At 32.7% G+C, this 25,204-nt stretch carries 18 protein-coding genes; 14 read left to right on the top strand and 4 right to left on the bottom strand.

Annotated elements, in window-relative coordinates; all coding sequences use genetic code 11:
• Positions 1-440: 440 nt before the first annotated feature.
• From BW942_RS10685 to BW942_RS10675, 3 genes are all read left to right on the top strand, one after another.
• Positions 441-2,153: a peptide chain release factor 3 gene (locus BW942_RS10685; protein ID WP_001207220.1), complete on the top strand. Its 1,713-nt coding sequence runs from the start codon at positions 441-443 to the stop codon at positions 2,151-2,153.
• A 1,173-nt stretch (positions 2,154-3,326) separates the two neighbouring features.
• Positions 3,327-3,704 carry an iron chaperone gene (locus tag BW942_RS10680; RefSeq protein ID WP_000837198.1) on the top strand — a complete coding sequence of 126 codons (378 nt, stop codon included), beginning with the start codon at positions 3,327-3,329 and terminating at the stop codon, positions 3,702-3,704.
• A gap of 182 nt (positions 3,705-3,886) precedes the next feature.
• Entirely contained in the window at positions 3,887-4,399 is a 513-nt protein-coding gene (locus tag BW942_RS10675; protein ID WP_001054312.1) for a DUF1493 family protein, read from the top strand.
• 791 nt (positions 4,400-5,190) lie between these two features.
• Here BW942_RS10675 and BW942_RS10670 read toward each other — a convergent pair.
• A complete protein-coding gene (locus BW942_RS10670; protein WP_000203920.1) occupies positions 5,191-5,610 on the bottom strand; it encodes an Rrf2 family transcriptional regulator in 420 nt (139 codons plus the stop codon).
• 332 nt (positions 5,611-5,942) lie between these two features.
• Entirely contained in the window at positions 5,943-6,245 is a 303-nt protein-coding gene (locus tag BW942_RS10665; RefSeq protein WP_025176935.1) for a putative quinol monooxygenase, read from the bottom strand.
• An 84-nt stretch (positions 6,246-6,329) separates the two neighbouring features.
• Here BW942_RS10665 and BW942_RS10660 point away from each other — a divergent pair, with 84 nt between their 5' ends.
• Positions 6,330-7,241 (top strand): NAD(P)H-dependent flavin oxidoreductase, encoded by a 912-nt coding sequence (locus BW942_RS10660; protein WP_001983101.1) that lies wholly within the window; start codon positions 6,330-6,332, stop codon positions 7,239-7,241.
• Positions 7,242-7,678: 437 nt separating this feature from the next.
• Here BW942_RS10660 and BW942_RS10655 read toward each other — a convergent pair whose 3' ends face one another.
• Positions 7,679-7,948 carry a hypothetical protein gene (locus tag BW942_RS10655; protein WP_000550164.1) on the bottom strand — a complete coding sequence of 90 codons (270 nt, stop codon included), beginning with the start codon at positions 7,946-7,948 and terminating at the stop codon, positions 7,679-7,681.
• A 186-nt stretch (positions 7,949-8,134) separates the two neighbouring features.
• Here BW942_RS10655 and BW942_RS10645 point away from each other — a divergent pair, with 186 nt between their 5' ends.
• The 8 genes from BW942_RS10645 (at position 8,135) to BW942_RS10605 (ending at position 18,103) form a co-directional block, all read left to right on the top strand.
• Positions 8,135-9,094 carry an amidohydrolase family protein gene (locus tag BW942_RS10645; protein WP_000936204.1) on the top strand — a complete coding sequence of 320 codons (960 nt, stop codon included), beginning with the start codon at positions 8,135-8,137 and terminating at the stop codon, positions 9,092-9,094.
• A gap of 109 nt (positions 9,095-9,203) precedes the next feature.
• Positions 9,204-9,626: an LA_2478/LA_2722/LA_4182 family protein gene (locus BW942_RS10640; RefSeq protein WP_000332802.1), complete on the top strand. Its 423-nt coding sequence runs from the start codon at positions 9,204-9,206 to the stop codon at positions 9,624-9,626.
• A gap of 719 nt (positions 9,627-10,345) precedes the next feature.
• On the top strand, positions 10,346-10,480 hold the full coding sequence (locus tag BW942_RS21980; protein WP_000120676.1) for a hypothetical protein: 135 nt from the start codon (positions 10,346-10,348) through the stop codon (positions 10,478-10,480).
• Positions 10,481-10,561: 81 nt separating this feature from the next.
• Positions 10,562-12,868: a hypothetical protein gene (locus tag BW942_RS10630; protein WP_001165798.1), complete on the top strand. Its 2,307-nt coding sequence runs from the start codon at positions 10,562-10,564 to the stop codon at positions 12,866-12,868.
• A complete protein-coding gene (locus tag BW942_RS10625) occupies positions 12,865-14,010 on the top strand; it encodes a DUF445 family protein (RefSeq protein ID WP_000142586.1) in 1,146 nt (381 codons plus the stop codon). The genes BW942_RS10630 and BW942_RS10625 overlap by 4 nt, the downstream gene beginning before the upstream one ends.
• Before the next feature lie 536 nt (positions 14,011-14,546).
• The gene (locus BW942_RS10620) at positions 14,547-15,656 is read left to right on the top strand and encodes a sensor histidine kinase (RefSeq protein WP_000230917.1); all 1,110 of its coding nucleotides are present in this window, start codon (positions 14,547-14,549) and stop codon (positions 15,654-15,656) included.
• A 595-nt stretch (positions 15,657-16,251) separates the two neighbouring features.
• On the top strand, positions 16,252-17,196 hold the full coding sequence (locus tag BW942_RS10610) for a sensor histidine kinase (protein WP_002095428.1): 945 nt from the start codon (positions 16,252-16,254) through the stop codon (positions 17,194-17,196).
• 547 nt (positions 17,197-17,743) lie between these two features.
• Positions 17,744-18,103 carry a hypothetical protein gene (locus BW942_RS10605; protein ID WP_000662997.1) on the top strand — a complete coding sequence of 120 codons (360 nt, stop codon included), beginning with the start codon at positions 17,744-17,746 and terminating at the stop codon, positions 18,101-18,103.
• Between the two features lie 1,159 nt (positions 18,104-19,262).
• Here the strand turns inward: BW942_RS10605 and BW942_RS10600 are convergent.
• Positions 19,263-21,353: a heterodisulfide reductase-related iron-sulfur binding cluster gene (locus BW942_RS10600; protein ID WP_001018338.1), complete on the bottom strand. Its 2,091-nt coding sequence runs from the start codon at positions 21,351-21,353 to the stop codon at positions 19,263-19,265.
• A gap of 515 nt (positions 21,354-21,868) precedes the next feature.
• Between BW942_RS10600 and BW942_RS10595 the strand changes: the two genes are divergently transcribed.
• The gene (locus BW942_RS10595) at positions 21,869-23,803 is read left to right on the top strand and encodes a hypothetical protein (protein ID WP_000505755.1); all 1,935 of its coding nucleotides are present in this window, start codon (positions 21,869-21,871) and stop codon (positions 23,801-23,803) included.
• Between the two features lie 228 nt (positions 23,804-24,031).
• Positions 24,032-25,087 (top strand): bifunctional glycosyltransferase family 2/GtrA family protein, encoded by a 1,056-nt coding sequence (locus BW942_RS10590; protein ID WP_001227922.1) that lies wholly within the window; start codon positions 24,032-24,034, stop codon positions 25,085-25,087.
• Positions 25,088-25,204 lie beyond the last annotated feature (117 nt).

The raw sequence follows: 25,204 nt of genomic DNA, 5'->3' as shown, positions 1-25,204 counted from the left end.
GTGGGAACTACTGCGGTAATTTTTTTAATAAAAATCCTTCCTTATCTTATCGCAAAGCAGATAAAAAGAGATGTAATTTGTGGGAACTTCCCACTATTTGTAAATGCGATTTGTTATACTAAATTCATTTTCTTTAATTTGTAGGAACTCATATATAAGTTTGATAGTTTAAAAGTTTCTTAATCTCTTAAGAGGATAAGATTTGTAATAGTTCCCACAAATCTGTATTTTACGGACTAACTTTGAAAAATGTAATAGTTCCCACAAATCTAGGTCTTACGGACTAACTTTGAAAAGTGTAGGAACTCACACTTATAAAAATTCTTTCTAATTTTCTTACGATGAACTCAAGATAACTAGATTAAACTTTTTATTACTCGGAACTATAAAATAAAGTTCCCAGTATTCTACCCTGAAACAGTACTTTGCAATAAAAATTTATGGCACTCAACTTGGTTGGGATCAGTAGAAGCAATTGCCTATTCGGTTTAGTGGATGACAGTCGGTTTTATAAAAAAAATCTGGAAGGAGGGCGGAGCAAAATAGTGAGTGATACAGTGGAACAAAAATCAAATCGAACTATCGAGGAAGAAACTCGTAGAAGAAGAACCTTCGCGATTATTGCCCACCCTGACGCAGGAAAAACGACTCTTACAGAAAAACTTCTATTGTATGGAGGTGCGATTCAACTCGCTGGAGCGGTAAAAGCCCGAAAAAATCGAAAGGCTGCTACTTCCGATTGGATGGAGATGGAAAAAGAAAAAGGAATTTCTATTACTTCCGCAGCGCTTCAGTTTGAATATTCTGGACACGTTCTCAATTTATTGGATACACCCGGTCACGAAGATTTTTCAGAAGATACATATCGCACTTTGATCGCAGCGGATACCGCAGTGATGGTGTTAGACGCAGGTAAAGGAGTAGAACCTCAAACGATTAAGTTGTTTAAAGTTTGTAGAGATCGTGGAATTCCAATCGTAACCTTCATCAACAAAATGGATAGACCAACTAAAAATCTTTTTTCTCTTTTAGATGAAATCGAAAAGGTTCTAGAAATTTCAGCTGTGCCAATGGTATGGCCGATTGGAACTGGAGTCGATTTTAGTGGAGTTTATTCCCGCAAAGATAAGAAAATTCTAACATACGATAAAACTCCTGGAGGAAGTCAGAAGTCTACTTTTCAAACCTCCGGTGTAAATGATCCCGAGTTAGATTCTAGATTTGAAGACTGGGTGATCAAAACCTTTCGGGAAGAATTGGAGTTGGTAGAAGGCGGAATCTCAGAATTCAGTCAGGAAGATTTTTTAGATTCTAAAATCACTCCTGTTTTTTTTGGTTCTGCCGTGAACAATTTTGGGATTCAATTATTTTTAGACGAATTTATTAAGATCGCTCCTCCTCCTTTATTTTTTCCTTTAAAAGACGGATCTAAATTGGATCCGATACAGACGCCGTTCAGCGGATTTATATTTAAGGTTCAAGCAAATATGAATCGGCAACATAGGGATCGAATTGCATTTTTGCGTGTGACGTCTGGTAAGTTTGAAAGAGGACTTAACGTGCTTCATGGAAGGCTTGGAAAATCGGTGAAACTTTCATCTTCTTTTGCGTTTTTTGGCCAAGACAGAAACACCGTAGATGAGGCTTATCCGGGAGACATCATCGGTTTAGTAAATCCTGGAACGTATGCGATTGGGGACATTGTAGCTTCTTCTAAGGTTCCTGATTTAAAATCTCTTCCTGTATTTGCGCCTGAACTTTTTGCTACGATTTCTTCTTCCGACACCTCAAGTATGAAAAGTTTTCGAAAAGGTATTGATCAATTAGCGGAAGAGGGAATTCTCCATTTATTTTCTTCTCAGACGATTGGAGGGGGACTGCCCATTATTGGAGCAATGGGGCAACTTCAGTTTGAAGTTTTTAGAAGAAGACTTTTAGATGAATACAACGCTCCTTCTACGATTACGATTTTACCTTATGTAATTTCCTGTTGGATTGGTCAGGAAGATTTAGGAAAGGTTCCTTCTTCTGCAAACCTTGTGACAGATCGAGGCGGTAGGGCGGCTCTTCTTTTTGATACCGAGTGGGATAAGGGATATTTTCAAAAGAAAAATCCGGAGATTACCCTTTTAGATTATCCACCTAGTATTTGAGTAAATTTTTAAAAGTAGAATCATCTCAAAAATAGCAGATGAGCATTTTTTTAATACAAATGGGATGATAGATTAATTTTTATAGAATTTAAGTATTATAAATTTTGAGCCGAATACAGGCGGTTTAAAAGCCAGAATTTTGAACATTTTCATATATAGTTTTGAGCATAAAAAAATATTCGATCAAGTAAGAATCCGACTTTTTTCGGAGTCATACATTTTGTATTTGCACCAGATGTCTTTGAGGCGAAGTAATCTTTATAGGTTTCTTCGCCTATTTTTTTAAAAAATTTCTTAAAAGATTCTATTTTGAGAAAATCCAGTCAAGTAAAGAACGATTTTTTACAAAAGTAGAAAGATTAAATTCTATGGGAATTTTTGTAAAATCCAGAATAATAATCTTAAATATCGAATTTCTTCATAAAATCGTTGTTTGGTGAACTATTTATAAAATAAAAAAATTCATTTCGTTTCCCATATAATTTTATCCATAAATCGAGGGATCCATACTGGATTGTTTTGAATTTATCTGTTATGTCTCTTACAATGTAGGAACTACTGTATTTTACTGAGGATCTGAAGTTCGACGAGATATTAGAAAAGGTTTTTTGAAAAAAATGTGAGTTCCTGCAGGTCTGTATTTTGCAGATGAATTCTAAAAAGTATGAGTTCCCACATTTAATTTTTTTAGGAAAAATTGATTTTTACGTAGAGAATCTTTGTCGGTCTAGTTTATGCTGACTTCTATTCTGAATATTCATTTATTTTAACATGAGCTCGACGTAAGGAACTCATGATTCTGAAAAGAGTTAGAATCTGAACTTTACAGATCGATTCTTCAAATGTGGGAACTACCACAAAACTTAGGTTTATCTGTAAAATGATGTAGGAACTACTACTACAAACCAGGATTACGGACAAATTTTAAAATTGTAGGAACTCACACTTTTAGAAAATTTTTTTACATCGAACTCACATCATTTTATAGTTTTGATAGAAATTCGTATTAACGAATTTCCGATTTTACTCAAAGAACTATATAATAAATAGAATTTCCAAGATCTCGCATTCAAGCAGGGTTTTATGATAAGAGTTTGCGGTACTCAATTTTTTATAGATTGGAGTAAGTTGTTCCTTGGATTTTGAAACAATTCATTTTTATGGATTCTGATTATGAAATCAAAAAAATTAAACTTTAAGAATATAGACGAATATATAAATAACTTTCCAAAAGATCTACAAGATCAACTAAAGAAGTTACGTTCCACAATTAGAAAAGCGGCGCCTAACGCAGAAGAAAAAATCAGTTATCAAATGCCTACGTTTGCTCTTTACGGTAACTTAGTCTATTTTGCGGCTTATAAAAAACATATAGGATTTTATCCTACATCAAGCGGAATTAAGGAGTTTCAATCGGAATTAACCGAATATAAAACCTCTAAGGGTGCGGTTCAATTTCCAATTGATCAACCTCTTCCTTTAAAGTTGATTGCAAAAATTGTTAAATACCGCGTGAAGGAAAATATACAAACTAAAAAAAGTAAGTCTTGAATTTGTTGTAAACTTTTTGAAAGTGCTGAAGATTGTAGAAATGATTTATTTGGATCCGAGTGCGGTTGCCAAAAAATTAAAATGACGTTTTAATTTACGGAATTATAAATTACATTCAAATTTCAAAATGTATAGATTTATTCAAATAAAGATTTTATTTTTGAGAGGTATAAGGTTTGTTTATGAATTTGAGTAATCAAGAAAAAATCGATATTTTACGCATATCTAAAAAGATTTTTATATGTATTGTTAGACATACTAGAAAAGATTTAGATAAACTTTCACTGAAAACTTGTATTGTTAAGGATCTCAGAATATCCGGAGACGATGTGGATGATTTGGTACAGGATATAAACCGATATTTTCAAATCGATTGGTCTTCTTTGAATTTTAAAGAATATTTTGGCGGAGAAGGATTTTCTATTGTAGAATTTTTTGTTTTTTTAATTCGTTTTATTTTGAATTTGATCTCTAATTTAATGAAAACAATTTTGCGAGTTTTGATAAACTTCAATTTTTCTCGCTTTAACTTTTTTAAAAATAATCAAAAAGACTTTCAAATAGAAAATCTGATTATAGCCGCTTATTATGGAAAATGGGATAATACGTTGCTCTCGCATTCAATTCCGATTAAAAAAGAGATTCAAAATTGGCAGATTCAATACTGGAATCGATTTAAAAGAAGATACTATTGATCCCTACAAAATTGAGTATTTAAATGTTTATCACAAAATATCGTTTAATGCGAGTAATACGAAAGGGATCGATGGGGAACTAAAGCAGAACGCTCTTTCAAACTAAAGTGTTCTGCTTTTTGAACTCAGAATACTGCTTCCTATGGGTCATAACGTTAAGTCGTTCAACAGAACACAACATAATAATCGCTTTTGCATTGGATTATATAGAACTCGCGTTAACCGACTTTTTGTCACAACATTTAAGAATATTTAATTTTATAGAAACGACTCCATTATACCGGATTTACGTTAAACTTAGAATTTGTTCCAAAACCTGTTGAGCGCCCATAGAAACGAGATGCTGGACCCTGTTTGAGAGTTTTCCGAGCATCCATAGAAAGCGAGACGTTTTATTTACACAAAATGTGGGAACTCATAAAAAATTATAACAACAAAAGAAGGCTAAAAAGTCATAAATCATATAATATGATTTAATTTGTGGAGCTTCATATTTTATTGGAGATCCACAAAGGACTGATACTAAGATTTTAGGATAAACTCTTAATAATTTTTGAATATAACGCTGTTTGAAATAATGCGATTTTAAGCACCGAGTCATAGTATTTGATGATAGGATCTATAAAAACTAAAACCGTTATGGTTTATTTGGAAACTCGAACCATACGTTGAATGCAATTCAATATAGTATAATATTATTATATATCTTTTAAACGATTTGTCTAGAGTGTTTACGATTTGTTTTTATATTAAACCCATTTCAAAGAAATAAAAACTTATGATTTCTATTGTTATTTTTTGGAAAAATTAAGAATTTCTTTTGTAATTGAGTCTAGATCTGTAGAACCTAACTCCTCTTCTAAAACTTTTTGTGCTTTTTCATACACTTTAGAAAGGATCGGTTGGATTGCGTGACCGCAGATACATTTCTTATTCGGGGATTTAGAATGCATCTGAAAGATCTTTTCGTCGATTGCTTCGTAGATTTCTTTCAGATTGATAGACGCCGGAGTTTTTGCAAGAACGTAACCGCCGTTTGGTCCCATCTGATTTCGTACAATTCCTTGATTTTTTAAAAGTGATAGAATTTTGCGGATCACAACTGGATTTGTGTTCACACTTTCCGCAAGTTCTTCGGAAGTTTTAGTTTTACCTTCTCCTAAAGAGAGTAGGGAAAGAATGTGGATTGCAACCGTAAATCGACTTGTCATATCTGTAAGGCATCCAGTTACAGAATATAGAAAACGAGTGTTCGTGTCAAGTCAAAGCTATCTTTCTAGTTAAATATGTTTTTAAGGATATTTGATTTGGATTTTCTTGGAAAGAAATTGTTTTATTTAGAGATTGATCCTGAATTGAGAATGACGCGTTTAAAATGGAAGAATTACTGTTCAGAGTTATACAATATAGAGTGCTTAAGTTTCTTCCTATAAATGAAGATTCGATTCTAAATTTACGTTATTTTGATATGTATGAAGACGATAGAAATAAAAGGCGTATAACGTGTTTATGACGGAGGTCAAATAGTTCTAAATAAGTGTAGTTATTTAAAATCTATATGTACTGGAATGTATTGAATAGAAGTACTACCTTGACTGAACCATTCTGGGACTGCTCTTCTCCAGGAAATAAATTGTGGTGATTCCAGATGTTGTTTTCTCGCAGTTTCATTTTTATATATTTCCATAAATAGAAATCTGCCTGGGTCGCCATCGCCTTGAAGTACATCCAATCTTAAAACTCCTTCTTCGGATTCTGTAGATTCTTTCGCCATTTCTTGACTGGCCTTTTTGAATTCTTCTATCTTTTCTTCTAAAACTTTATATGAGGATACAACCACGATCATAGGAACAGAATTTTTGAATATGGAATCGTTGGGAAGAAAAAATCCTACTTGCTTCAACACATAGAAATCGGAAGAATCCTTAAAATGAAATTGAATACTCGAATTACAAAAATGCTCGGAATTGATTTACCTATTATCGGAGCTCCTATGTTTTTAGTTTCTTATCCTGATTTGGTTGTGGCAGTATCTGAAGCAGGTGGAATTGGTTGTTTTCCTTCTCTCAACTATAGATCTCCAGAGCAGCTTAAAGACGGTCTTCAGGAAATCCGTTCTAAAACCAAAAAACCGATTGGAGTTAATCTGATACTTCATAAATCTCATAACCCAAATTGGTCTAAACAGTTACAGGTGGTATTGGACGCTAAGGTGGAACTATTGATCACTAGTTTAGGTAGCCCTCGTACGGTTGTCAACGAAGCTAAAAGTGTAGGTGCTAAGGTATTTTGCGACGTTACAACTTTAAAACATGCGAATATAGTTGCAAAGGCGGGAGCGGATGCTTTGATTGCGGTTGCACAAGGTGCTGGCGGACACGCAGGAAATATTTCCCCTTTTAGTCTTTATCCGTATCTTAAAAAAGAAACAGGTTTACCAATTGTCGCGGCGGGTGCAATTTCTAGCGGTGCACAGATGTTGGCCGCTTTTTCGTTAGACGCAGATGCGGTTTATGTAGGAACCAGATTGATCGCAACCCCAGAAGCACAGGCCTCCGAAGAATATAAGAAAATGCTTATAGATTCCGGTCCAGAGGAGATTGTATATACCGAAAAAATATCCGGAATTCCTGCTAACTGGCTTAAGAAGTCTGTGGAAAAAGCGGGAGATCTTTCTCATAGTGGACAATCCCAAAATCTGGATCAGGAATACAAACGATGGAGAGATATTTGGTCTGCCGGACACGGTGTAGCTCAGATTCAAGGATTGATTCCCGCCAGAGAAGTTGTTTTAGGTATGGCAAAAGAATATTCTGATATTCTAAATCGTTTGCCTCGTTGATTTTCTGGAATTGTTTTATTTTACTGATCCCAGACACTCAATTTTAAGACGAATCCGTCTTTTAAGAAAAAACTATAAATCATTCAATACGACTGTTTTATGGAACTACTACATTTTGTTAGAGATTGGTTATTCGTACGTATAAAAGTAGTACCAGAAAATGAATGGGTAATTTTACAAAGATTCAGAATTCTCAAAAAATTATATTTAACTTGAAATCGTTGGCTTTTTTTATGAGATCCTACATTTTAAATTTTGAAATAAAATTAAGAATCGTATTATTTTCATGCAATAGTAAAGAAGATAGATTTTAAGGTTTTGGGTATAGGTTCTAAAACAAATCAATCAAACCGTTTTGTGAATCGTAGGTATAGATTTTTTCAATAATTATAGAAAAAACTCAGAAGTTTAGGGAACGAAAATTTTCCAGGCACCATCTAAGCGCGTTTATTTCTGAGGGAAATCATATGAAAGACTCCGAATATTAGAATTTGAATACAGTCTAAAAAAAGATTATTTGATTTGTTCCTTAAGAGAAACCAGAAATATACAATTTCTAAAAGATGTACAACCAAGGTTCCATATCCCACGGCCTTGATTAGAAAACTAAGATGGGATTCTACCGAAATGAAACCGAATAAGAGAGCGCCAAAAACAATCCAAAATAAAACGGCTCCGATTTTAACTGCTGATAATATGAGATGCATAGGTTTGTTCCTGTCCCGTTTTCAAAAAACTTTTTAGTTTATATAAAATTAAGATTCAAAATATTAAAAAACTATTTTTAAAAACGATTCTAAAAAATTTCGCTTATTGAAACTTTTGGAATCGATTGGTCAAGTAAAAAAGAGACAATCGATTGACTCGAATTTTAAAGTAGGAAAACTGATCGAATGTTGCCCTGTTGTCATCATTTGCTATCTTCTAATAGAATTTCTAATGAAACTTCTCCTTTCCCTTGGAAAGATCCAAAATGTCTACCGCCCCTAAGAGACGACCAATCTCCGGAACACATTCCTCTGATGGAAAAATATGGAATCCCTTTCTTGATCGATATTCATACTCATTTTTTTCCTGAGTATGTGATGAAACAAATTTGGAAGTGGTTTGACGGGGTTCATTGGGAAATTGCATATCGAGAAACAGAGACCAAACGCTTAGAAATCTTAAATAGAAATCGGATTTTTCATTTTACAACTTTAAACTATGCTCATAAAGCAAAAATGGCAGAAGGTTTAAATCGATGGGTATATGAAACTCATACTAAAACAAAAGGGGCGATTCTATTTGGAACTTTTTTTCCAGAAGAAGGTTGTTTGGATTATACAAAAAGAGCCGTGGAAGAATATGGATTTTGTGGTTTTAAACTGCACTGCGAGGTAGGCCGATTGGATTTGACTAGGGCTGATCTTTCGGAGACTTTTTACTATCTCGAAAAAAAAGAAATTCCTATTGTAATTCATTCCGGTGACGCGCCACTTCCGGGACCTTATACAAATATTAGATATTTTAAATCTTTTATAGAACGTTATCCGAAATTGAAAGTTATAGTTGCTCACATGGGAGCCTCCGAAGTTTGGGAATATTCGGAACTACTTGAAATTTATCCAGAACTTCGTATGGATACTACTATGGTCTTTGTGGACTTTTTGGCTATAGGGGAAAATACGAATTCTTATTTAGAAATTTTAGAACGTTATCCGGATAGAATTCATTTCGGATCGGATTTTCCAAATATACCTTACGCTCTTAGTCATCCAATTTGTAATTTACTGAATACTTCTCTTTCCGAGGAGATCAAAAGAAAGATTTTTCTGGAAAATAGCGCGAAACTTTTTGGAATTTCGATTTAAACCGAATTCGAAAATTAAGCTTATTTTAGATTTTAAATATAGATTTCAATTCTAAATCAAAGTTAGGAAAAAACTTGCCAAAGAGTGTTCCGTATCTACTCTTTTCTATATGTGTGACTTTTTAAAGCGAATATTCGGATTTATACTCGCCGGATTTCTTACAATTCAGTGCGGAAAAAAAAATTCTACCCAATCCGAAGAAACTTATAAAAGGGTCGCGGACGCGTACTGTACTCAGATGAATCGTTGTAAAGAGCCTTATCTTTCTTCTTTGGAAGGAAAATTCAGAAAAGAGGCGGCTCTCACATATCCGGACAATGTTCAGTGTTACAGCGATTTTAATTACGACTATGATAAGTCCGAGCCGATCGTTTTAAAAAAGCTCAGCGATAATCTGAAGTTAGAAGCAGAACTTTGTATTAAAAGTGTGAAACGTGCAGATTGTGGTTCTATCGTAACGTATCAAATTCCGGAATGTGCAGAATACAATACGTTTTTAGAAACGATTTCTATTCCTTCTTTAACAAAATAAAAATTCTTATCTTAAGAAGTTCTGGATGGTTCTATAATTTAGAATTATAGAATAAGTGCCTAATTCAGCATTGAAATGATTTTATAACCCAGGTTTATATAATCTATGTTAGTTGAAAGATCATAAATTTAAAATAAAGCTCTTATAGATTTTTATCGTTTTAAGTTGTTGCAAAATGAATTCTCCATTTGTTTCTGTCACATGAAAATGGTTGATTGAAGTAGTTTTGTTGATTTGAACTTTTAATAACTATTTACAAAAAAAAATTATACTTTTGAGAAAAGTAAATATTCGAATTTTTTTTTAACTTTGGCCTTAAAAAACTCAACGGTTGGAAAATAAAAACTAAATCAGAATTGAATCTATTTCAAAATCGCTTTTTTATGAAATATAATGAAGTTCTATTATTTTTGAGATTCTGTAAGAAAATAAATACTGAAAAAAGTTTGTAAAAAGAAAAGATCTGATTCGTCGAATGATTCAACTTTAGCTTATCCAAAAATTTCAAAAAATCAGCGCAAATCGATTGATATTATAGAAACAGAGAATGTTTTCGGATAAACTATAAGCTAATTTTAAAAGGGACCAATACGACAAATTTTAAAAATGAAAATGGTTTTAAGTTCAAGACGATGGTTCGATTTGTACAAACCAATGTGTATTAAAAAGATCATATTTTGATTGATGCTAAAAATCTGAAGTCCCAAAAGGAGTCCGATATGTCTTACAAAATGGACGGAGCGAAATTTCAAACGATGGAAGAATTGATAGACGCTTTTTATCCTCTTTATTCTGATACTATGTCCGAGGACGACTTTGAAAAATACGTTCAGGAGAACGCGAAGGAAGAATAATTTTTCTTGGAGCAGAATTGAAAGGGAATTTAGAACGCCCGTTTTGCTTGTCAGGAAATCGGGTTTCGTAAGAATCATCCCATGCAAATCATACAGAGGAAATGGAAAATTCCTCACGCGGCCAGAAAACCTCTCGTATTTTTTTTAGTTTTTTTATTTTTATCTGTACAATTTCGATTTTTATTTTCGGATCAAGTACCCGATTTCGTATCCTTACAAAACCAATATCTAATCGCTCAGGATTATCAGATCCTATTTAAGAATTTTCTTTCTTCTGGATACGATCGTTCCTTACAAGGGGGCAGTCCCATTTTTTATTTCCAAGCCCCTTTTTTCTTTTTTTTGGTTTCTTTTCTTCACACGTTTATTTTATTTTTTCTTCCCTTTGGAGTTTCTTTTAATTTAGGAATTTTGCTTGGACTGTTTTTATTTTCATACGCGTTTTTAAAATTAGGATTTTTATTTCTTACAGAAACAAATCTCAGTCCAGGAAATACTTTACTTACTATAACTGGACTTATGTTTTATTTTTTATATCCGGGAGACCGTGTTGTAGGTGCAGGAATTGTAGGGGTTTTTCAAAATTCAATTTCGTTTTCGGTAGGACTTGCGATTGCGTTGCTTTCTATTTATTATCTGGAAAAATTTCGTTATACCGGAAAAGTCTCTTCCTTTTTTAAAAATCTGATCGCTGGAACTCTCGTATTTTATACACACTACGAAACTTCTTTGTTTTATTTGATAGCATTAGGTATCTATTTTCTTTTTTATAAAGACGAATTTGAAATTCTTGAGATCTTATTGATTTTTCTAGTTCCTCTTCTTTTTGCCTTTCCTATATTATGGAATTATTTTGCGTATATTTCATTTCAGCAAAATCCTCCTGTTTCTTTTCCGATTAACGGACTTTTATCTCTTTTAGGAGAAGAGTTTTCAAATTCAATTGCAAGGCCAGAGAAAATTTTAGATCTAATAAAACAGATTTTAATGGATCAATATTGGATTCATCTATTGTTTCCAATTTTATTTGTGATCGGAATTCGGCTGTTGTTTATCAGAAAACTATTACCTCCAATTTCTAGATTTCTAATATTTGGAGCCTTGTTTTTTTATTGGATGGCTACGGATTCTTCTTTATCTATGATTTTTCCTTGGTTACATGCAAAATGGCATACGGCCTTAAACGTATCTTTGGTCTTTCTGACTCTTTCTTCACTTGTAACTGCCAGATTCTTTTTAAAAAACCTTCCGCCCGGAAAATGGAAATTATGGAGTGGTTTGATTTTATTCATATTAGGATTATATCGATTTATTGTAACAATTCCGGGGCCAGCCACTGGGATAGAAACTTTTACAGATAATCCTTCTGTAATCTGGAAACAGAAAGAAGAGTGGATTCGTGTTTTTGAAAAAACTTCTTATGGAGCTTTGATTGCATCCGAAGAAATATTAGAAGAAAAAGATTTTGCGGACTCTCGTTGGGCCTCTGTACTAATCCGACAATCCATTAGACGAAATATCACTTTGAAGAATCGTTTTGAAAAATCGTTTCCTGCTTCGATTGAAGAAATCATTAGACTGTTTCCGGAACAAGGAACAAAGACTTTTTTAAACAAAGAAGAGAAACAAATAAATTTTCATCCTGCTCTTGAAAGAGAAAAACTTTCAGAATTATTTTCTAAATTACTTTCCGAAAGAGGGGTTTCCTACGTATTGCTTGGTTCGGATTCTTTGAATCAATTGGCGATTGTGTCTCCTAAATATTTTTATAAGATAGATCAAAAAGGAAAATGGATTTTATGGAAATTGAATTCTTCTCGATCTTTTATGGAGCTACTTCCTAAAAAGCCGATTGCTATTTTAATTGAAGATTTTTCACTTCAAAAACTTAAATTAGAATCCGTCTTAGATCTAAAATTTGAACAAAATCTCACTTTGATTCCTGTTTCCAAAGAAGAATTTAAATCAGATCAAAATTCTTTTTCGGACGTTTGCGAAGTATCTTCTTGTTTTAGGGAAAAGGTCAAAGAAAAAGAAAGTTTTCAAAATAAAACAGGAACTAAAACAGATTTAGTTGGTTTACCTACAGAAATTTGGCCGGTTACTTGGAGCGATTCCGAAATCAGATGGGAGATTTCAAAAGAAAAACAATCCGAGGTATGTTTTCCTACACTTGTTCATTCCAGTTTTTTCCCTCTTTGGAAACTTGTATCAGGAGAAAAAGTTTATCGGACTTTGGAAGATCAATTTTATTTTTGTTCTAAAGAAAGAAAAAATGAATTCATATTTTATGATATTCGAACATACTTAATTACGTTTGTTCAACTTTTACTTCCTCTTGCTTTTTTGGGAGCCACATTCTTAACACGTAGGAAAGTATCTAATTGACGTTCTTTACAAAAGATCTACGGAAAACTCCTTTTAGAAAAAGACAAACCCTTTCTAATTCTATTTTGATAGGATTTTCTGCGGCGATACTTTTTATTCTATTTTTAGGAAACCCAGAAACACCGATTGTAAAAATTATACTTTCCGCTCTGGAAGGAGGTTTGATCGGAGGATTTTGTGATTGGTTTGCCGTATGGAAAACTTATAAAGCGATTGAAGAAGACGGCTCTAAACTTTCTACCGAAATTGGAAATTGGGTGGCTAATGATCTTTTACACCACGAGGTGATCCGCTCCAGAATCAGAATGGTGTTAGAAGACCCTTCTACCCGAAACGAGGTTCACGAAGTTTTGCTGGAAACTTTCGGAAACAAAGAAAAAACCAAAGAGGTGTTAAACGGACTTTTTTCCAAAGTGGAAGAAGAAATTGTTCAATACTTGATTCATTATCAATTTTCCGGAACCGATGTCGCATTATTAAAAGAGTTAAATCGACAAAAAGAAATTATGGATACAATTAAACTTTTGATCGGAGAATCTATGATCAAAGTTGCAGATACAGAAGAATTCAAATCTCTGCTTCAGGAAATATTAGGGAAAATGAATTTAGTAGCCCAGGTAGTGTTAAACTTAATCGTAGACTTTCCAAAAAAATTAAAAGAATATGGAAATCACGTAAAACAAGGTTTGGAGATAGAATCTAAGGACGAAAAAACGATCGAAAAATTGGTCAGTCTTATGGCTGCTTCTTCAGAAACTTACATATCTTCCTGGAACGAATTACGTTTGGACCAAAGGGAAAAGGCGGTTCGATCTTTGATGGGATTTTTAAAAGATCAGTCTAGTCGACTTTTGGCGGCACTCATTCAAACTCATCTTAAAGAAATTGGAGAAGTTAAGACCTTACAGGAATACTCACCTCTTCGTGCCGTATTAGAATTTGTAGAAAAACGTATAGATGAAAACGTTTCTGGTTATATCGGAAGGCAAATTACGGTTAGGCTTCAAAGTCTGGAGCCTAAGGATCTTAGAAAAAATTTAGAATGGAAAACTAGAAACGTTTTAGAAACGATTCGAATTAACGGAAGTATATTGGGATTTTTTTTGGGATGTATCACTGGACTTATAAGATTCTTTTTTTAAGAGTTGAAATTCTGATTTTTATATTTATCATTTCTTAGAAAAGTTACGTGTTAAAGTTAGGTGAAGTGTTAAAAGAGGCTGAATCTATCAATTTTGGGCTAAGTCACTAAAAAAGTATAATGTCTTATTTTTTTACTTTGAACAAAATGATTTTGAAATAGTTTAGGACTCATTTTGAATATTCAAAAAGTTATAAAGTATTTTTGATTTATAATTTTCTCGAATAGAATATCAAAATTGGAAGTATTTTTCCTATCCCTTAAAACGTAAATTTTTTCTTTCTTTATTAGATTAATCTAATCGTTGGGTGTTAAATAATACGAAAATTTTTTCTCTATTTGTTGAATCGACTTAAGCAGTTTAACAAAGTCCAAATAGAAAGTTTCAGAATTTAAAGATTTAAGGGGATCTAATTTTGGAGCAAAAATACAAAAAGTTTTGTCGAATTTAAAATGCTGCTTAATAGGATTTACTATCTTAGAATTATAAATGAATTTTTTAATAGAACAATTTAGGAAGGATCTTTTTCAGAGAGTATGGTTTTTGAAAAATTCAAACGTATTTACGCGCAAGAACCTTTTATCTTAAGGGTAAGGGCTCTATATCTGCTTCTTTTTAATGTAGTAGTTTTTATGTTTGCGAGTTTATCGTTTACGTTTTTCTTTAATGAGAAAGAGCCTACTTACCGACCTAGTTATATACTCTTTATAATTGCTTCTTTTTTATCGATATTTTTGCTTTGGATAGGACAGTTTAAAAAAGCTTTGTTTCTAACTTTATTTTCCGTGGCTACGGGACTTACGTGGGTTCTACTTTTTGGAAATCCGATCGGAAATGCTTTATGGAGTCTTTCCATTTTAGTGATCTTATTTTTATTATTCACTGATATTAGAACTACTCTTTATATTTCTTTATTTTCGTTTATATTGATTCTATTATTTTTTTATAGACTCAATTTGATGAATAAGTTAAACAGCGTTTTTGTACTAGATTCTATTATAGGTTTTATTCTTTTTACGCTCCTTGCTTTTTTAATTGTAAACCTTTTAAATTCTTATATTAAAGAAAAAGATGAATTAATCAAAGAAATTCATCATAGGGTTAGGAATAATCTTCAGGTATTAAGTGGTCTCGCCATTCTTCACAATAAAGACGATGCCGATTTACAAAGGGTGTTATTTGAATTTCAAAATCGGATTCTTGCAATGTCAGAAGTACATAACTATTTGTATAAATCTGATAACTATCATAGTATAGAATTTTCTAATGTAATTGAAAAAATTATAGAGAATCTTAAAAGTAAACATAAAGATTCTAAGATAACCATTCTAAATTATTCTGAAAAAATAAATCTGCCAATTGAAAAGGCAATTCCTTGTGCAATGATTTTTAATGAACTTCTGAATAACTCACTGATTCATGCATTTAAAGAATCTAAAAATCCAAATATAGAAATTCATTTTTCTAAAAACGTTTCCATTTATAAATTAGCCGTCAAGGACAACGGAACGGGAATGGCAATTCCGGAGAATTGGAAAAATTCAAACACAATAGGTTTTACTTTAATTCAGATTCTTTCTAGGCAGATTCATGCGAATTTCGAAATTTTTAACGATCGTGGTTTGGTCGCTGTTTTAGAATTTTGATTGATGCTTATAGATCTTTTAAAAATCTTACGGATCGAAAGTTAGAATATATTCGATTTAAGCGAATTTTGAAAAATGATTTCTGTATAACATCATAAAAAGTGGGCGTAAATTTTAAGATAAATCCACTGTCTAACGCAGAATTTTGAGCAATAATTTGGTAAATTAATTTTTCCACGACCTTAACAAAACAGATCGATTTGTAAGATACTCTATCAATCTTGAAATTAATTTTTCGATTTTTTTTAAAATTACAGTCGAATGATTCGTGCAATTTGAAACAAAATCAGTAAATTATTATGATAAGGGTATATGATATTTTTTTTCTGTTGTTAAATATAAATTCCTGTATTCCTTTCGTTTGAAATTCGATGTAACAGGGTTACAAATAGCATTGGTTCTTTGAATGGCGAAATTTATGATTCTTTTGAAAAATATAATTTTAAAAAGATTTCAACGCATTTACTCGCAAGAATCGTTTATCTTACGCATAAGAGCATTATATTTATTTGTTTTTAATTTTGTAACTTTTGCTTTTCCTGGAATCACTTTTTGTTTTTTTTTCAATGAAGTCACTTATCGTCCTAGTTTTATAATGCTGATATCTTTTTCTTTTTTATCGATGATATTGGTTTGGTATGGACAATACCAAAAGGCTTTAATTCTCACTTTGTTTACCGTAGTTGTAGGAATTACTTTAGGATTGTTTTTTGGTGATCCGGATGGAAATGCATTGTATAGTTTTCCAATTCTTGTTATTATATTTCTACTTTTTACGAGTATTAGAACTACTATCTATATTTCTATTTATTCGTTTATACTAATATTTTATTTTTTATATGTTCTTTCTCAAAGGGGAACGTTAAAAACAAATTTTGCAGTAGATTCTATTTTAGGTTTTTTCTTTTTTACAAGTATCGCGCTTTTGACTGTGAACCTTTTAAATTCTTATATTAAAGAAAAAGACGAACTAATCAAGGAAATTCATCATAGGGTTAGGAATAATCTTCAAGTATTAAGTGGTCTTGCGGATCTTCATAGAAATGATAAATCGGATTCACAAAAGATATTATTTGAATTTCAAAATCGAATTCTTGCAATGTCAGAAGTACATAACTATTTGTATAAATCTGATAACTATCATAGTATAGAATTTTCTAATGTAATTGAAAAAATTATAGAAAATCTTAAAAGTAAACATAAAGATTCGAATGTAACTATTTTAAATTATATAGAAAAAGTTGATCTGCCAATTGAAACGGCAATTCCTTGTGCAATGATTTTTAATGAACTTTTGAATAACTCACTTACACACGCGTTTAAAGAATCTAAGGATCCAAATATAGAAATTCATTTTTCTAAAAGTGGAGAAAATTATAAATTAACTCTTAAGGATAATGGAGTAGGAATGTCAGCTCCAATCGATTTGCAAAAGTCTAAGACTACTGGTTTTACTTTGGTTTATATACTTTCTAAACAAATCAGGGCAAATTTTAAAATTTTTAATGATCAAGGTTTAGTCACCGTTTTAGAATTTTGATCCAATTTTTTATACGAATCAAGAAAACGGATACTGGTATATTCAATTTTTATAATTATCTGAAAAATGCCATAGTGGCGATTAACAAAACTGCTTCAATTGACTTTTTTATTAAGAGTTTGTCCCAAAATCTCAAAGAATTTTACGCGAAATTCTTTAGAAATTTTTAATAAAATGCAGTAGTTCCTACGAATTAGGTTGCATTTGGAAATTTGCGAGCAGTTCTAATCTCGTTAAATTTTCGTAGTAGTTCCCACATTGGACGGTTTTTGGACAAACTCTTAATAGAAATAAGATAGAGAATTAATTTTTTAACAACTCTATTTCTATATTCAGTTTTTATAATTAGTTTAAAAACCAATTAAAAAATATTCTTTTGATAAAATTTAGAATAGATATATGACGGATTTTGACAGTAGTTGTAAGTCTCTGACATAAAAATTATATTCAATAAATTTTGAATATAATTTTAAAAATAAATTTTATTTTACTTTGTGGATATATTTCAAATTCTAAAATAAAAATAAATTTTATAGGAAGTTATTTTATGAAGGAACAAAAAATTCGTTTGCGAAATGCGTTTTTGATTGGAACTATAGTTGCAATTTTAGAAGGTTTGTTAGTATTTAGTGCGGACCCGACTGCTTCGATGTGGACTTTGATTCAAGGGATGTTGTTTTGGTTTTCTTGCGGATTTGTAGTAACTTTAGCAGAAATCGGATTTTCAAAAATGTTCAGTTCGATTCTACTTACAGAATTGTTGAATCTACCTTGGTATATAGATCTTGTAGTCATTCCAAAACATTACTCACATTTAATTCCTCTTATAATAGCAAGTTTAGTTTTTGGTGGGATGATTGGTTTTTTGAATCAAATTCTAAAAACTCCAGTTCTTAAATCTAATTAACGTGAGTTCGACGTAAGAAAATGAAAAAGAATTTTCTAAAAGTATGAGTTCCTACATTTTGAAAATTTTACTGCAAAATTTAAGTTTGCAGTAATTCCTACAGACTACGTCGTATTGATCCGTATTAAAGTTTAAAGCAGATTTTCCATACTAATAATGTTCTCATGTGGTAGTTCCCACATTTTAAGAATCGATCTGTAAAGTTCTAATCCAAACTTTTTTCAGAAAAATGGATTCATTACGCTGAATTCACTTTAATTAACGTGAGTTTGGTGGTAAGGAATTGAGCGAATTAAAAACTCAAGCAACAACTCCCTGACTGACCTTAGAGAGGCATTCGTTGAGTTGCAGCAGCTCGCGGATTTTATAGTTAAAATGGTTTTGCGATCTGAAACGCTTTCGTAGAAAGCGTTTCATTGAGTTTCTTGAACTTAATGTTGCTTCTTACTGTCGCAATTCCTTCGGAATTTCAACTACAATTACTTTTGTATTTGTTATACTGAATTCACTTTCATTAGTAAATTAACGTGAGTAACAAATGAGGAAAATGATTGTATTTGCGATTTATAGAACGAGCTATAACACGATATGTCGAAGGACTTGTAGTAAGTAAGGCGAACAATATTAGATTTAAATTTTGCAGAAATTAGAGTATTTACGATCCCATAGGAAGGCAATATTTGAGTGTTTTATTTACCACGATTTTTTATGCTAAATTTATAGTAAATTAGAAATTATGAATATTCTAATGGTTGGAAATTATTTTTAAATATTTCAGTATAGTAAATTCTAAAAAATTAATATTTTTATTTTGTTGAAATTTGTATATTAGGGTGTCATAGTATTAAAATTTATCTTAAGGATTTTTGTGTTCTATTACTCAGAACTATAAAATACTACAAATTTTTATTACAAAAGCCGGTTTGAGTTAAATATTTGTGACTAATAGTAAAGGTTAGTTAGTCAAATTTGAAATTGTGGGAACTCCTCTTGCAAATAGGAGTTTTGCGGATAAATCTAAAACTCTTATAATTTAATATTCTAATATTTAAAATTAAATATTAGAATATTAAAAAGCCGGCTATGGGAGACCGGCTTTTTGATCAGATTTTTTACCACCAAAAAGTTTTGACGGTATATTTTAGTAAATTAGAATTTACTATTGTAAGTTATCTGCAACTAACTCTGCTATGTCTTTTACCTTTACCTCTTCAATTTTCCCTTCGTGTTTTACGCCGTCGGTAATCATAGTCACGCAAAAAGGACAAGCAGTTGCGATTGTAGTCGCTCCCGTATCTAAAAGTTGTTTGGTTCTTTTGATGTTCACTCTGTCGTTATTTTGTTCTTCCATCCACATCTGAGCCCCACCTGCACCACAACAAAGACCTTTTGTATGATGATCGGAAGGTTCCGCCAGTTTTCCACCGGAAACTTTTTTAACTACATCTCTAGGATTTTCGTAGTTATCATTGTAGCGACCAATGTAGCAAGAATCGTGATAAGTATATTTGCCGGAAGAAGCATCTTCAGCGGTTTTAACGTCCAGTTTTTTCTCTTTTACAAGTTGATTGATAAATTCTGAGTGATGGACCACTTCGAAATTTCCTCCAAATTGAGGATATTCGTTTTTAATTGTGTTATAGCAATGCGGACAAGCGGTTACTACTTTTTTCACATTATATCCGTTCATCGTATCTACGTTTGCTTGTGCCAAAGTTTGGTAGAGATATTCGTTACCACCTCTTCTTGCGGAATCACCGGAACAATTCTCTTCGGTTCCGAGAATACCAAACTTAACGTCTGCTTTTTGTAGAATTTTTACAAAAGACTTAGCAATGTTTTTGTTTCTATCATCAAAAGCGCCAGCACATCCTACCCAGTAAAGAACGTCTACGTTGGAGTCTTCAGCCATGGTTTTTACACCTAGACCTTCCGCCCAATCTGCTCTTGTATGAGCTCCCACACCCCAAGGATTGGAATTGTTTTCCATATTTACGAATGCGTTTTGAAGTTCTGCAGGGAATTTGGATTCTGCAAGAACCAAATGTCTTCTCATCTCCATGATTGCATTGACTTGGTTGTTTCCAACAGGGCAAGCTTCTACACAAGCATAACAAGTAGTACAACCCCAAAGAGCTTCTTCGGAAAGACCTTCGTAGGAGTTGATTACAGCGGTATCTAACGCGGCTACTTTTTCGGCTGCAACTGCTGCATCCGTTTCTTCTGTTCTGATTTTGGCAACCTCAGGCATTTTATCCAGAAGAGCGTGTTTGAGATCAGCGATGATTGCTTTTGGATTTAAAACTTTTCCGGTTCTATTGGCAGGACATTGTACTTGGCAACGACCACATTCGATACAAGACATTCCATCTAAAAGATTGGGCCAAGGAAAATCTTCTACACGATTTACTCCCCAGACTACATTCTCATCTTCTAAATTGAGTTTGGAAAGGGCACCTTTAGGAGTGTCCGATTGAAGAAAGTAGTTAAAAGGAGCAAAAATTAAGTGTGCATGTTTCGAGGTAGGAACATAAAGCATAAAAGAGAACACGGAAAGGATGTGAACCCACCACATAATCTGAAAAACTATATCTGCCGTAGAATATTCTACACCGATCGATCTCCAAATAGAACCGATCCCGGCAGCTAAGAAAGAGGCGTTTTCCGTTGGACTGTCATAAACAGCTCCTACAGACTTGGCGCCTTCTCCTAAAAGGGTAGAGATCATCAGAATAGAAATCATCCCGATCACGATCGCGGATGCTGGAGAATGAACATCTAATCCTTTGGCTTTTTGAATCCATCTTCTCCAAGCAAAAAAACCTAAACCGATCAATACTAAAATTGAAACGACTTGAACGATGGACTCATAAGTATGTCCTGCGCTTTCTCCCAATAAAAAACCGACTAAGGAAAATTTATAAGGATCGTCCATACCGTATCCGATAAGACCTGCGATCATCTGGCTCGTTGTGTGGATTGTATAAACTACAAAACCGTAAAAGATAAACGCATGCATGATTCCTCGCAGAGGTTCTTTAAAATTCTTTTTTTGAAGAATCACGTTTTGAATAAAACTGTTGATTCGGAAGATCCAGTTCGGATTTTCCAAAAAGTTTTCGGTTCCGGCCGCTTTTCTGGCGCTGAAAATCAACCGGAGGCGATATAAAATCGCACGAATAAAAACTACATTCGCAATTACGAATAAGACTGTGAAAATGAAATGAAAGGCGATTTGTGAAATTGCCATATGGATCAAGTACCCTTTCTTTTGGATTGATGAATGAATTACAGCGTAGGAATGGAGAACCTACCTGTCGAGGAATTTTCAAAGTAAGGTTCTTGGTCTGTTATGATTCTATGGTATTGTTGAGTTTCAGTCTCGTTAAAAATAGTCGATCCGTTTTGTTTATAGAAAATGGTTTTAATTACAAAAAGAATCCGTTGGGTGAAAATTGGAAATGATTGATCTTACCCTATTTGTTGGAATTAAAACCATAAATTGAATTCTGTAAAGTTGAAACGAATCATTGTTTTTAAGTTAGAAATACTATTTTCTGTGAATTTTTGTTGTTTGGAATCCAAGGTTTCTTTTTCTCAGTTCTATTCAACGTGAGTAACAAACTTAGGCGCGGAAAGCGATTTCTGAAGGAATCAGAGTATTGAGTTCAGAAGAGTCATTGATTGAGTTTTTTATTTGCTCAGATTTTCTAATGTTAGATTCACATTCTTTAAAATTAGAAGTATCTTGTCTGGAGTTATAAAATGGGGTTTATTTTTCTCATACTAAGTTTCTACGGTTATTTAATTTTTCTAATTCGTTATAGTAAATGGTCCACGGCAAGTATGCCTTTGTTTATTATATCAACGGAAATTATCATACTTTTTGCTTCTGGTTTTGTTGATCTTTTGCTGCCAACTTTATGGTGTTTTATAGGTCTTGGAATATGTTTAGGGTTTATAAGTCTGTATGCCGCGCGCAGAAATTTGATTCAACTGTTAACGAGTCTTTTAGAGCCTGGGCCGGTGATCTTTTTCCTTTTAGCGTGTTTTTTTTACATTAAGTTATCTGGAGCATTGTTTGAAGGATGGGATGAGTTTACGCATTGGGGTTTTTCGGCTAAGGAAATGTTTCATTTAAATTCATTTACCAAAGCGAACAGTCCTCTTATGTTTAAGAGTTATCCACCCGGGACCGCATTGTTTCAATATTGGATAACAAAAAGTATAGGTTGGTCCGAAGGAAATACATATTGGGCACAATCTTTATTGGTTTTAGCAGGTGCGGTGGCTATTTTAGAAGGATTAACCTGGCGCCAATGGTTTCGAATTGTTTTGACTTTGAATGTTGTTTTTCTTGCGGTTTTTATATTTGGTTACAGTTTACAAAGTCTTTATGTAGATCATGTGCTTGGGTTTCTTTGTGGAGCTTCCGTTATATCTTGTATTCGCTCCAATACTTCGGCTCCTATAACAATTGTAAGACTACTTCCAACTTTATTCATTTTACCAATTATAAAAGCAGTCGGTTTGATGTTGGGAATTTTTATCTCGATTATTTTTGTATTTGATCAGATTTTCAAAGAGAGGAATACTTTTTCAGGTAGTCAGCCACTTAAGCAAAAACTTATATTCGGTTTTCTTGTGATTCTAATTCTTGCTACACCTATAATTTCAGCTCGGATATGGGGTTGGCACGTAAAAAAGTCTGGTTTTTCTCAGGTATTTGAAACTTCGTTTTCGATTTCTCAGATAAAAAAAAGTTTTTCTTCAACAGAAGCAACAGATCGAGATAAAGAAACGATTTCTACCTTTAAGAAAGCATTTCAGACCTATCAGATAAATCCTGAAAATATACTTCAAATATTTTCCAGAAGATTTGTTTTAAAGCTAACTCCCCTTAAATCTTTACTGTTTTTAATGGTTTTTGGTATTGCAGCCATTGTGATAGAAACCAGGCGACAGGAGAGACGTATTGCAATTGTAGGTTTCTTAACCATGTTTTTAGGTTATACTGTATATTCATTTGGTCTTTTGCTCATGTATTTATATTCTTTTGGTTCTTATGAAGGAACTAGAGTTGCGTCTTTTACGCGTTATATGGGAATTTTTCTTCTCGCGTGGACCGTAGTAACCTGGGGATTTATGCTTAGCACTGGTGAACAGAAAGAAAAGAATTCACCTAAAATTGTCCAGGGTCTTTTCGTTATTTTCATTTTGTTTTTGACTCCTATAAAATCGGCCTTATTCGCATTGACTCAACCTAAACCGTTACCTGTACGAATGGAGATTAAGAAAATCCTTTCCAATACGATTCCAAATCTGAAAAGAGGTGAAAGAGTTTATGTAATTTGGCAGAATACAACAGGTTTTGAACCTTGGATCATTTCGTATGAATTATCACCCCGAAATTCTACGAGTGTGGCTAGTTCAGGGTGGTCACTTGGTCGTCCATATTATGAAGGTGATGTTTGGACTAGTGATATAGATCCAAAAACTTGGAGTGAGAATATATTAGTAAATTATGATTTTCTATTGTTAGCTTCGGTGGATGAATACTTTTGGTCTAGATACGCCTCCGTTTTTAAATCTACTTTAAATCTAAAAAGTAATAAGTTGTTTCGCGTAGTAAAAAAAGAAAATGGTAAAATTGACTTGGAGGTAGTTGATTTAACTTCAAATCCTAAATCCGAGAATTAAATCGATATTACATTTGTTTATATTCGTAGAATTTCTTGGTTCTTGGATATGTAAAATTGAGAACAATAGATTGAAACGTTTCTCTTTGGTCTTTTTCTTTGGAATTTTGAAACAAACTTTTGTAAATGATACGATTTAACATATCTTAAATAGAATGTTATCAATATGAATTGACAATATTCTACAGGACAGTTTCTGTCGCTTATGGGGTGTTGAGCCAGTAATTCTATGCGCAAAAAATCGTCATTTTCTATACCAATCATAATTCCCGCTTATAACCCTGATGAACGATTAGTGCAATTGGTTGATGAACTAATTCAACAGGGTATTGTAAATATAGTAGTGATCAATGATGGAAGCAGAGAGTCTTGCACACCTATTTTTAAGAAACTAACAAAATTTAAACAATGCCATCTTCTGCATCATGCTACAAATCTAGGTAAAGGTCGTGCGTTAAAGAGCGCGATTAACTATTGTATGCTTACGTTTCCTCAAATGTTTGGAGTTGTTACAGCGGACGCGGATGGGCAGCATAAAGTATCGGATGTTATTAAAGTGGTACAAAGTCTTTTAAAATACCCTGATCAGCTAATACTTGGTTCGCGTAAATTCGACAAAGATGTTCCATTTCGCAGTCTTCTCGGTAATAAAATTACTAGTATCGTCTTTGCATTCCTAATTGGTCGTCGTCTTATAGATACACAAACTGGGTTACGTGGAATTCCTACAAAATTTCTTTCTACGTGTTTACGTTTGTCTGGTGAAAGATATGAGTATGAAATGAATATGTTGATTTCAACTAAGGAGCACCGTCTTAGAATTTTTGAAGAGTCAATTGAAACACTTTATCTAGAAAATAATAAATCATCTCATTTTAACCCTCTTATTGATTCTGCTAGAATTTATTTCCTTTTTTTTAGATTTGCATTTTCCTCAATGTTAACTTCTGCCATTGATTTTTGTGTATTTACAATAGTTTATCTTTCAGTTTCAAATCTTTTAACAAGTATCATTTTTTCTAGAACGGTTGCGGGAACCTTTAATTTTTTTGTAAATAAACGATTTGTTTTTAGAGATCCTGGAGGAGTTGCGGTTGAATTTGTTAAATATGCATTTTTGGTGTCTGGGTTAGGTCTATTGGCTTTTACTGCAATCCGTTATTTACATTCTATGCATGGATGGAATGTAATTGTTGCTAAGGTTTTTGTAGAGACAATATTCTTTTTAGTTAGTTTTGCGATTCAACGTGAATTTGTGTTTGGTAACAAAAGCGAAGAGGAATAATAAAGGTGATCTTTTAAATAATATCTTTTACTAAAGAAGCTGAAGAAGATCAAAACAGGTTATTATAATCTAAAAAAACGGATTGGGATGTATATTACAAAAAGCCTTATAAAACGG

Origin of the sequence: Leptospira interrogans (genome assembly GCF_900156205.1) — a bacterium.
GTDB lineage: Bacteria > Spirochaetota > Leptospiria > Leptospirales > Leptospiraceae > Leptospira > Leptospira interrogans.
The sequence above is the reverse complement of the archived record's forward strand: the minus strand, read 5'-3'. Positions and strand labels throughout refer to the sequence as shown.

What these genes read in the sequence shown, in the direction of transcription:
- BW942_RS10685 (WP_001207220.1), top strand. Translation starts at nt 441, where the DNA reads ATGGCACTCAACTTGGTTGGGATCAGTAGAAGCAATTGCCTATTCGGT.
- BW942_RS10680 (WP_000837198.1), top strand. Translation starts at nt 3,327, where the DNA reads ATGAAATCAAAAAAATTAAACTTTAAGAATATAGACGAATATATAAAT.
- BW942_RS10675 (WP_001054312.1), top strand. Translation starts at nt 3,887, where the DNA reads ATGAATTTGAGTAATCAAGAAAAAATCGATATTTTACGCATATCTAAA.
- BW942_RS10670 (WP_000203920.1), bottom strand. Translation starts at nt 5,610, where the DNA reads ATGACAAGTCGATTTACGGTTGCAATCCACATTCTTTCCCTACTCTCT.
- BW942_RS10665 (WP_025176935.1), bottom strand. Translation starts at nt 6,245, where the DNA reads ATGATCGTGGTTGTATCCTCATATAAAGTTTTAGAAGAAAAGATAGAA.
- BW942_RS10660 (WP_001983101.1), top strand. Translation starts at nt 6,330, where the DNA reads ATGAAATTGAATACTCGAATTACAAAAATGCTCGGAATTGATTTACCT.
- BW942_RS10655 (WP_000550164.1), bottom strand. Translation starts at nt 7,948, where the DNA reads ATGCATCTCATATTATCAGCAGTTAAAATCGGAGCCGTTTTATTTTGG.
- BW942_RS10645 (WP_000936204.1), top strand. Translation starts at nt 8,135, where the DNA reads ATGTTGCCCTGTTGTCATCATTTGCTATCTTCTAATAGAATTTCTAAT.
- BW942_RS10640 (WP_000332802.1), top strand. Translation starts at nt 9,204, where the DNA reads ATGTGTGACTTTTTAAAGCGAATATTCGGATTTATACTCGCCGGATTT.
- BW942_RS21980 (WP_000120676.1), top strand. Translation starts at nt 10,346, where the DNA reads ATGTCTTACAAAATGGACGGAGCGAAATTTCAAACGATGGAAGAATTG.
- BW942_RS10630 (WP_001165798.1), top strand. Translation starts at nt 10,562, where the DNA reads ATGCAAATCATACAGAGGAAATGGAAAATTCCTCACGCGGCCAGAAAA.
- BW942_RS10620 (WP_000230917.1), top strand. Translation starts at nt 14,547, where the DNA reads ATGGTTTTTGAAAAATTCAAACGTATTTACGCGCAAGAACCTTTTATC.
- BW942_RS10610 (WP_002095428.1), top strand. Translation starts at nt 16,252, where the DNA reads ATGCTGATATCTTTTTCTTTTTTATCGATGATATTGGTTTGGTATGGA.
- BW942_RS10605 (WP_000662997.1), top strand. Translation starts at nt 17,744, where the DNA reads ATGAAGGAACAAAAAATTCGTTTGCGAAATGCGTTTTTGATTGGAACT.
- BW942_RS10600 (WP_001018338.1), bottom strand. Translation starts at nt 21,353, where the DNA reads ATGGCAATTTCACAAATCGCCTTTCATTTCATTTTCACAGTCTTATTC.
- BW942_RS10595 (WP_000505755.1), top strand. Translation starts at nt 21,869, where the DNA reads ATGGGGTTTATTTTTCTCATACTAAGTTTCTACGGTTATTTAATTTTT.
- BW942_RS10590 (WP_001227922.1), top strand. Translation starts at nt 24,032, where the DNA reads ATGCGCAAAAAATCGTCATTTTCTATACCAATCATAATTCCCGCTTAT.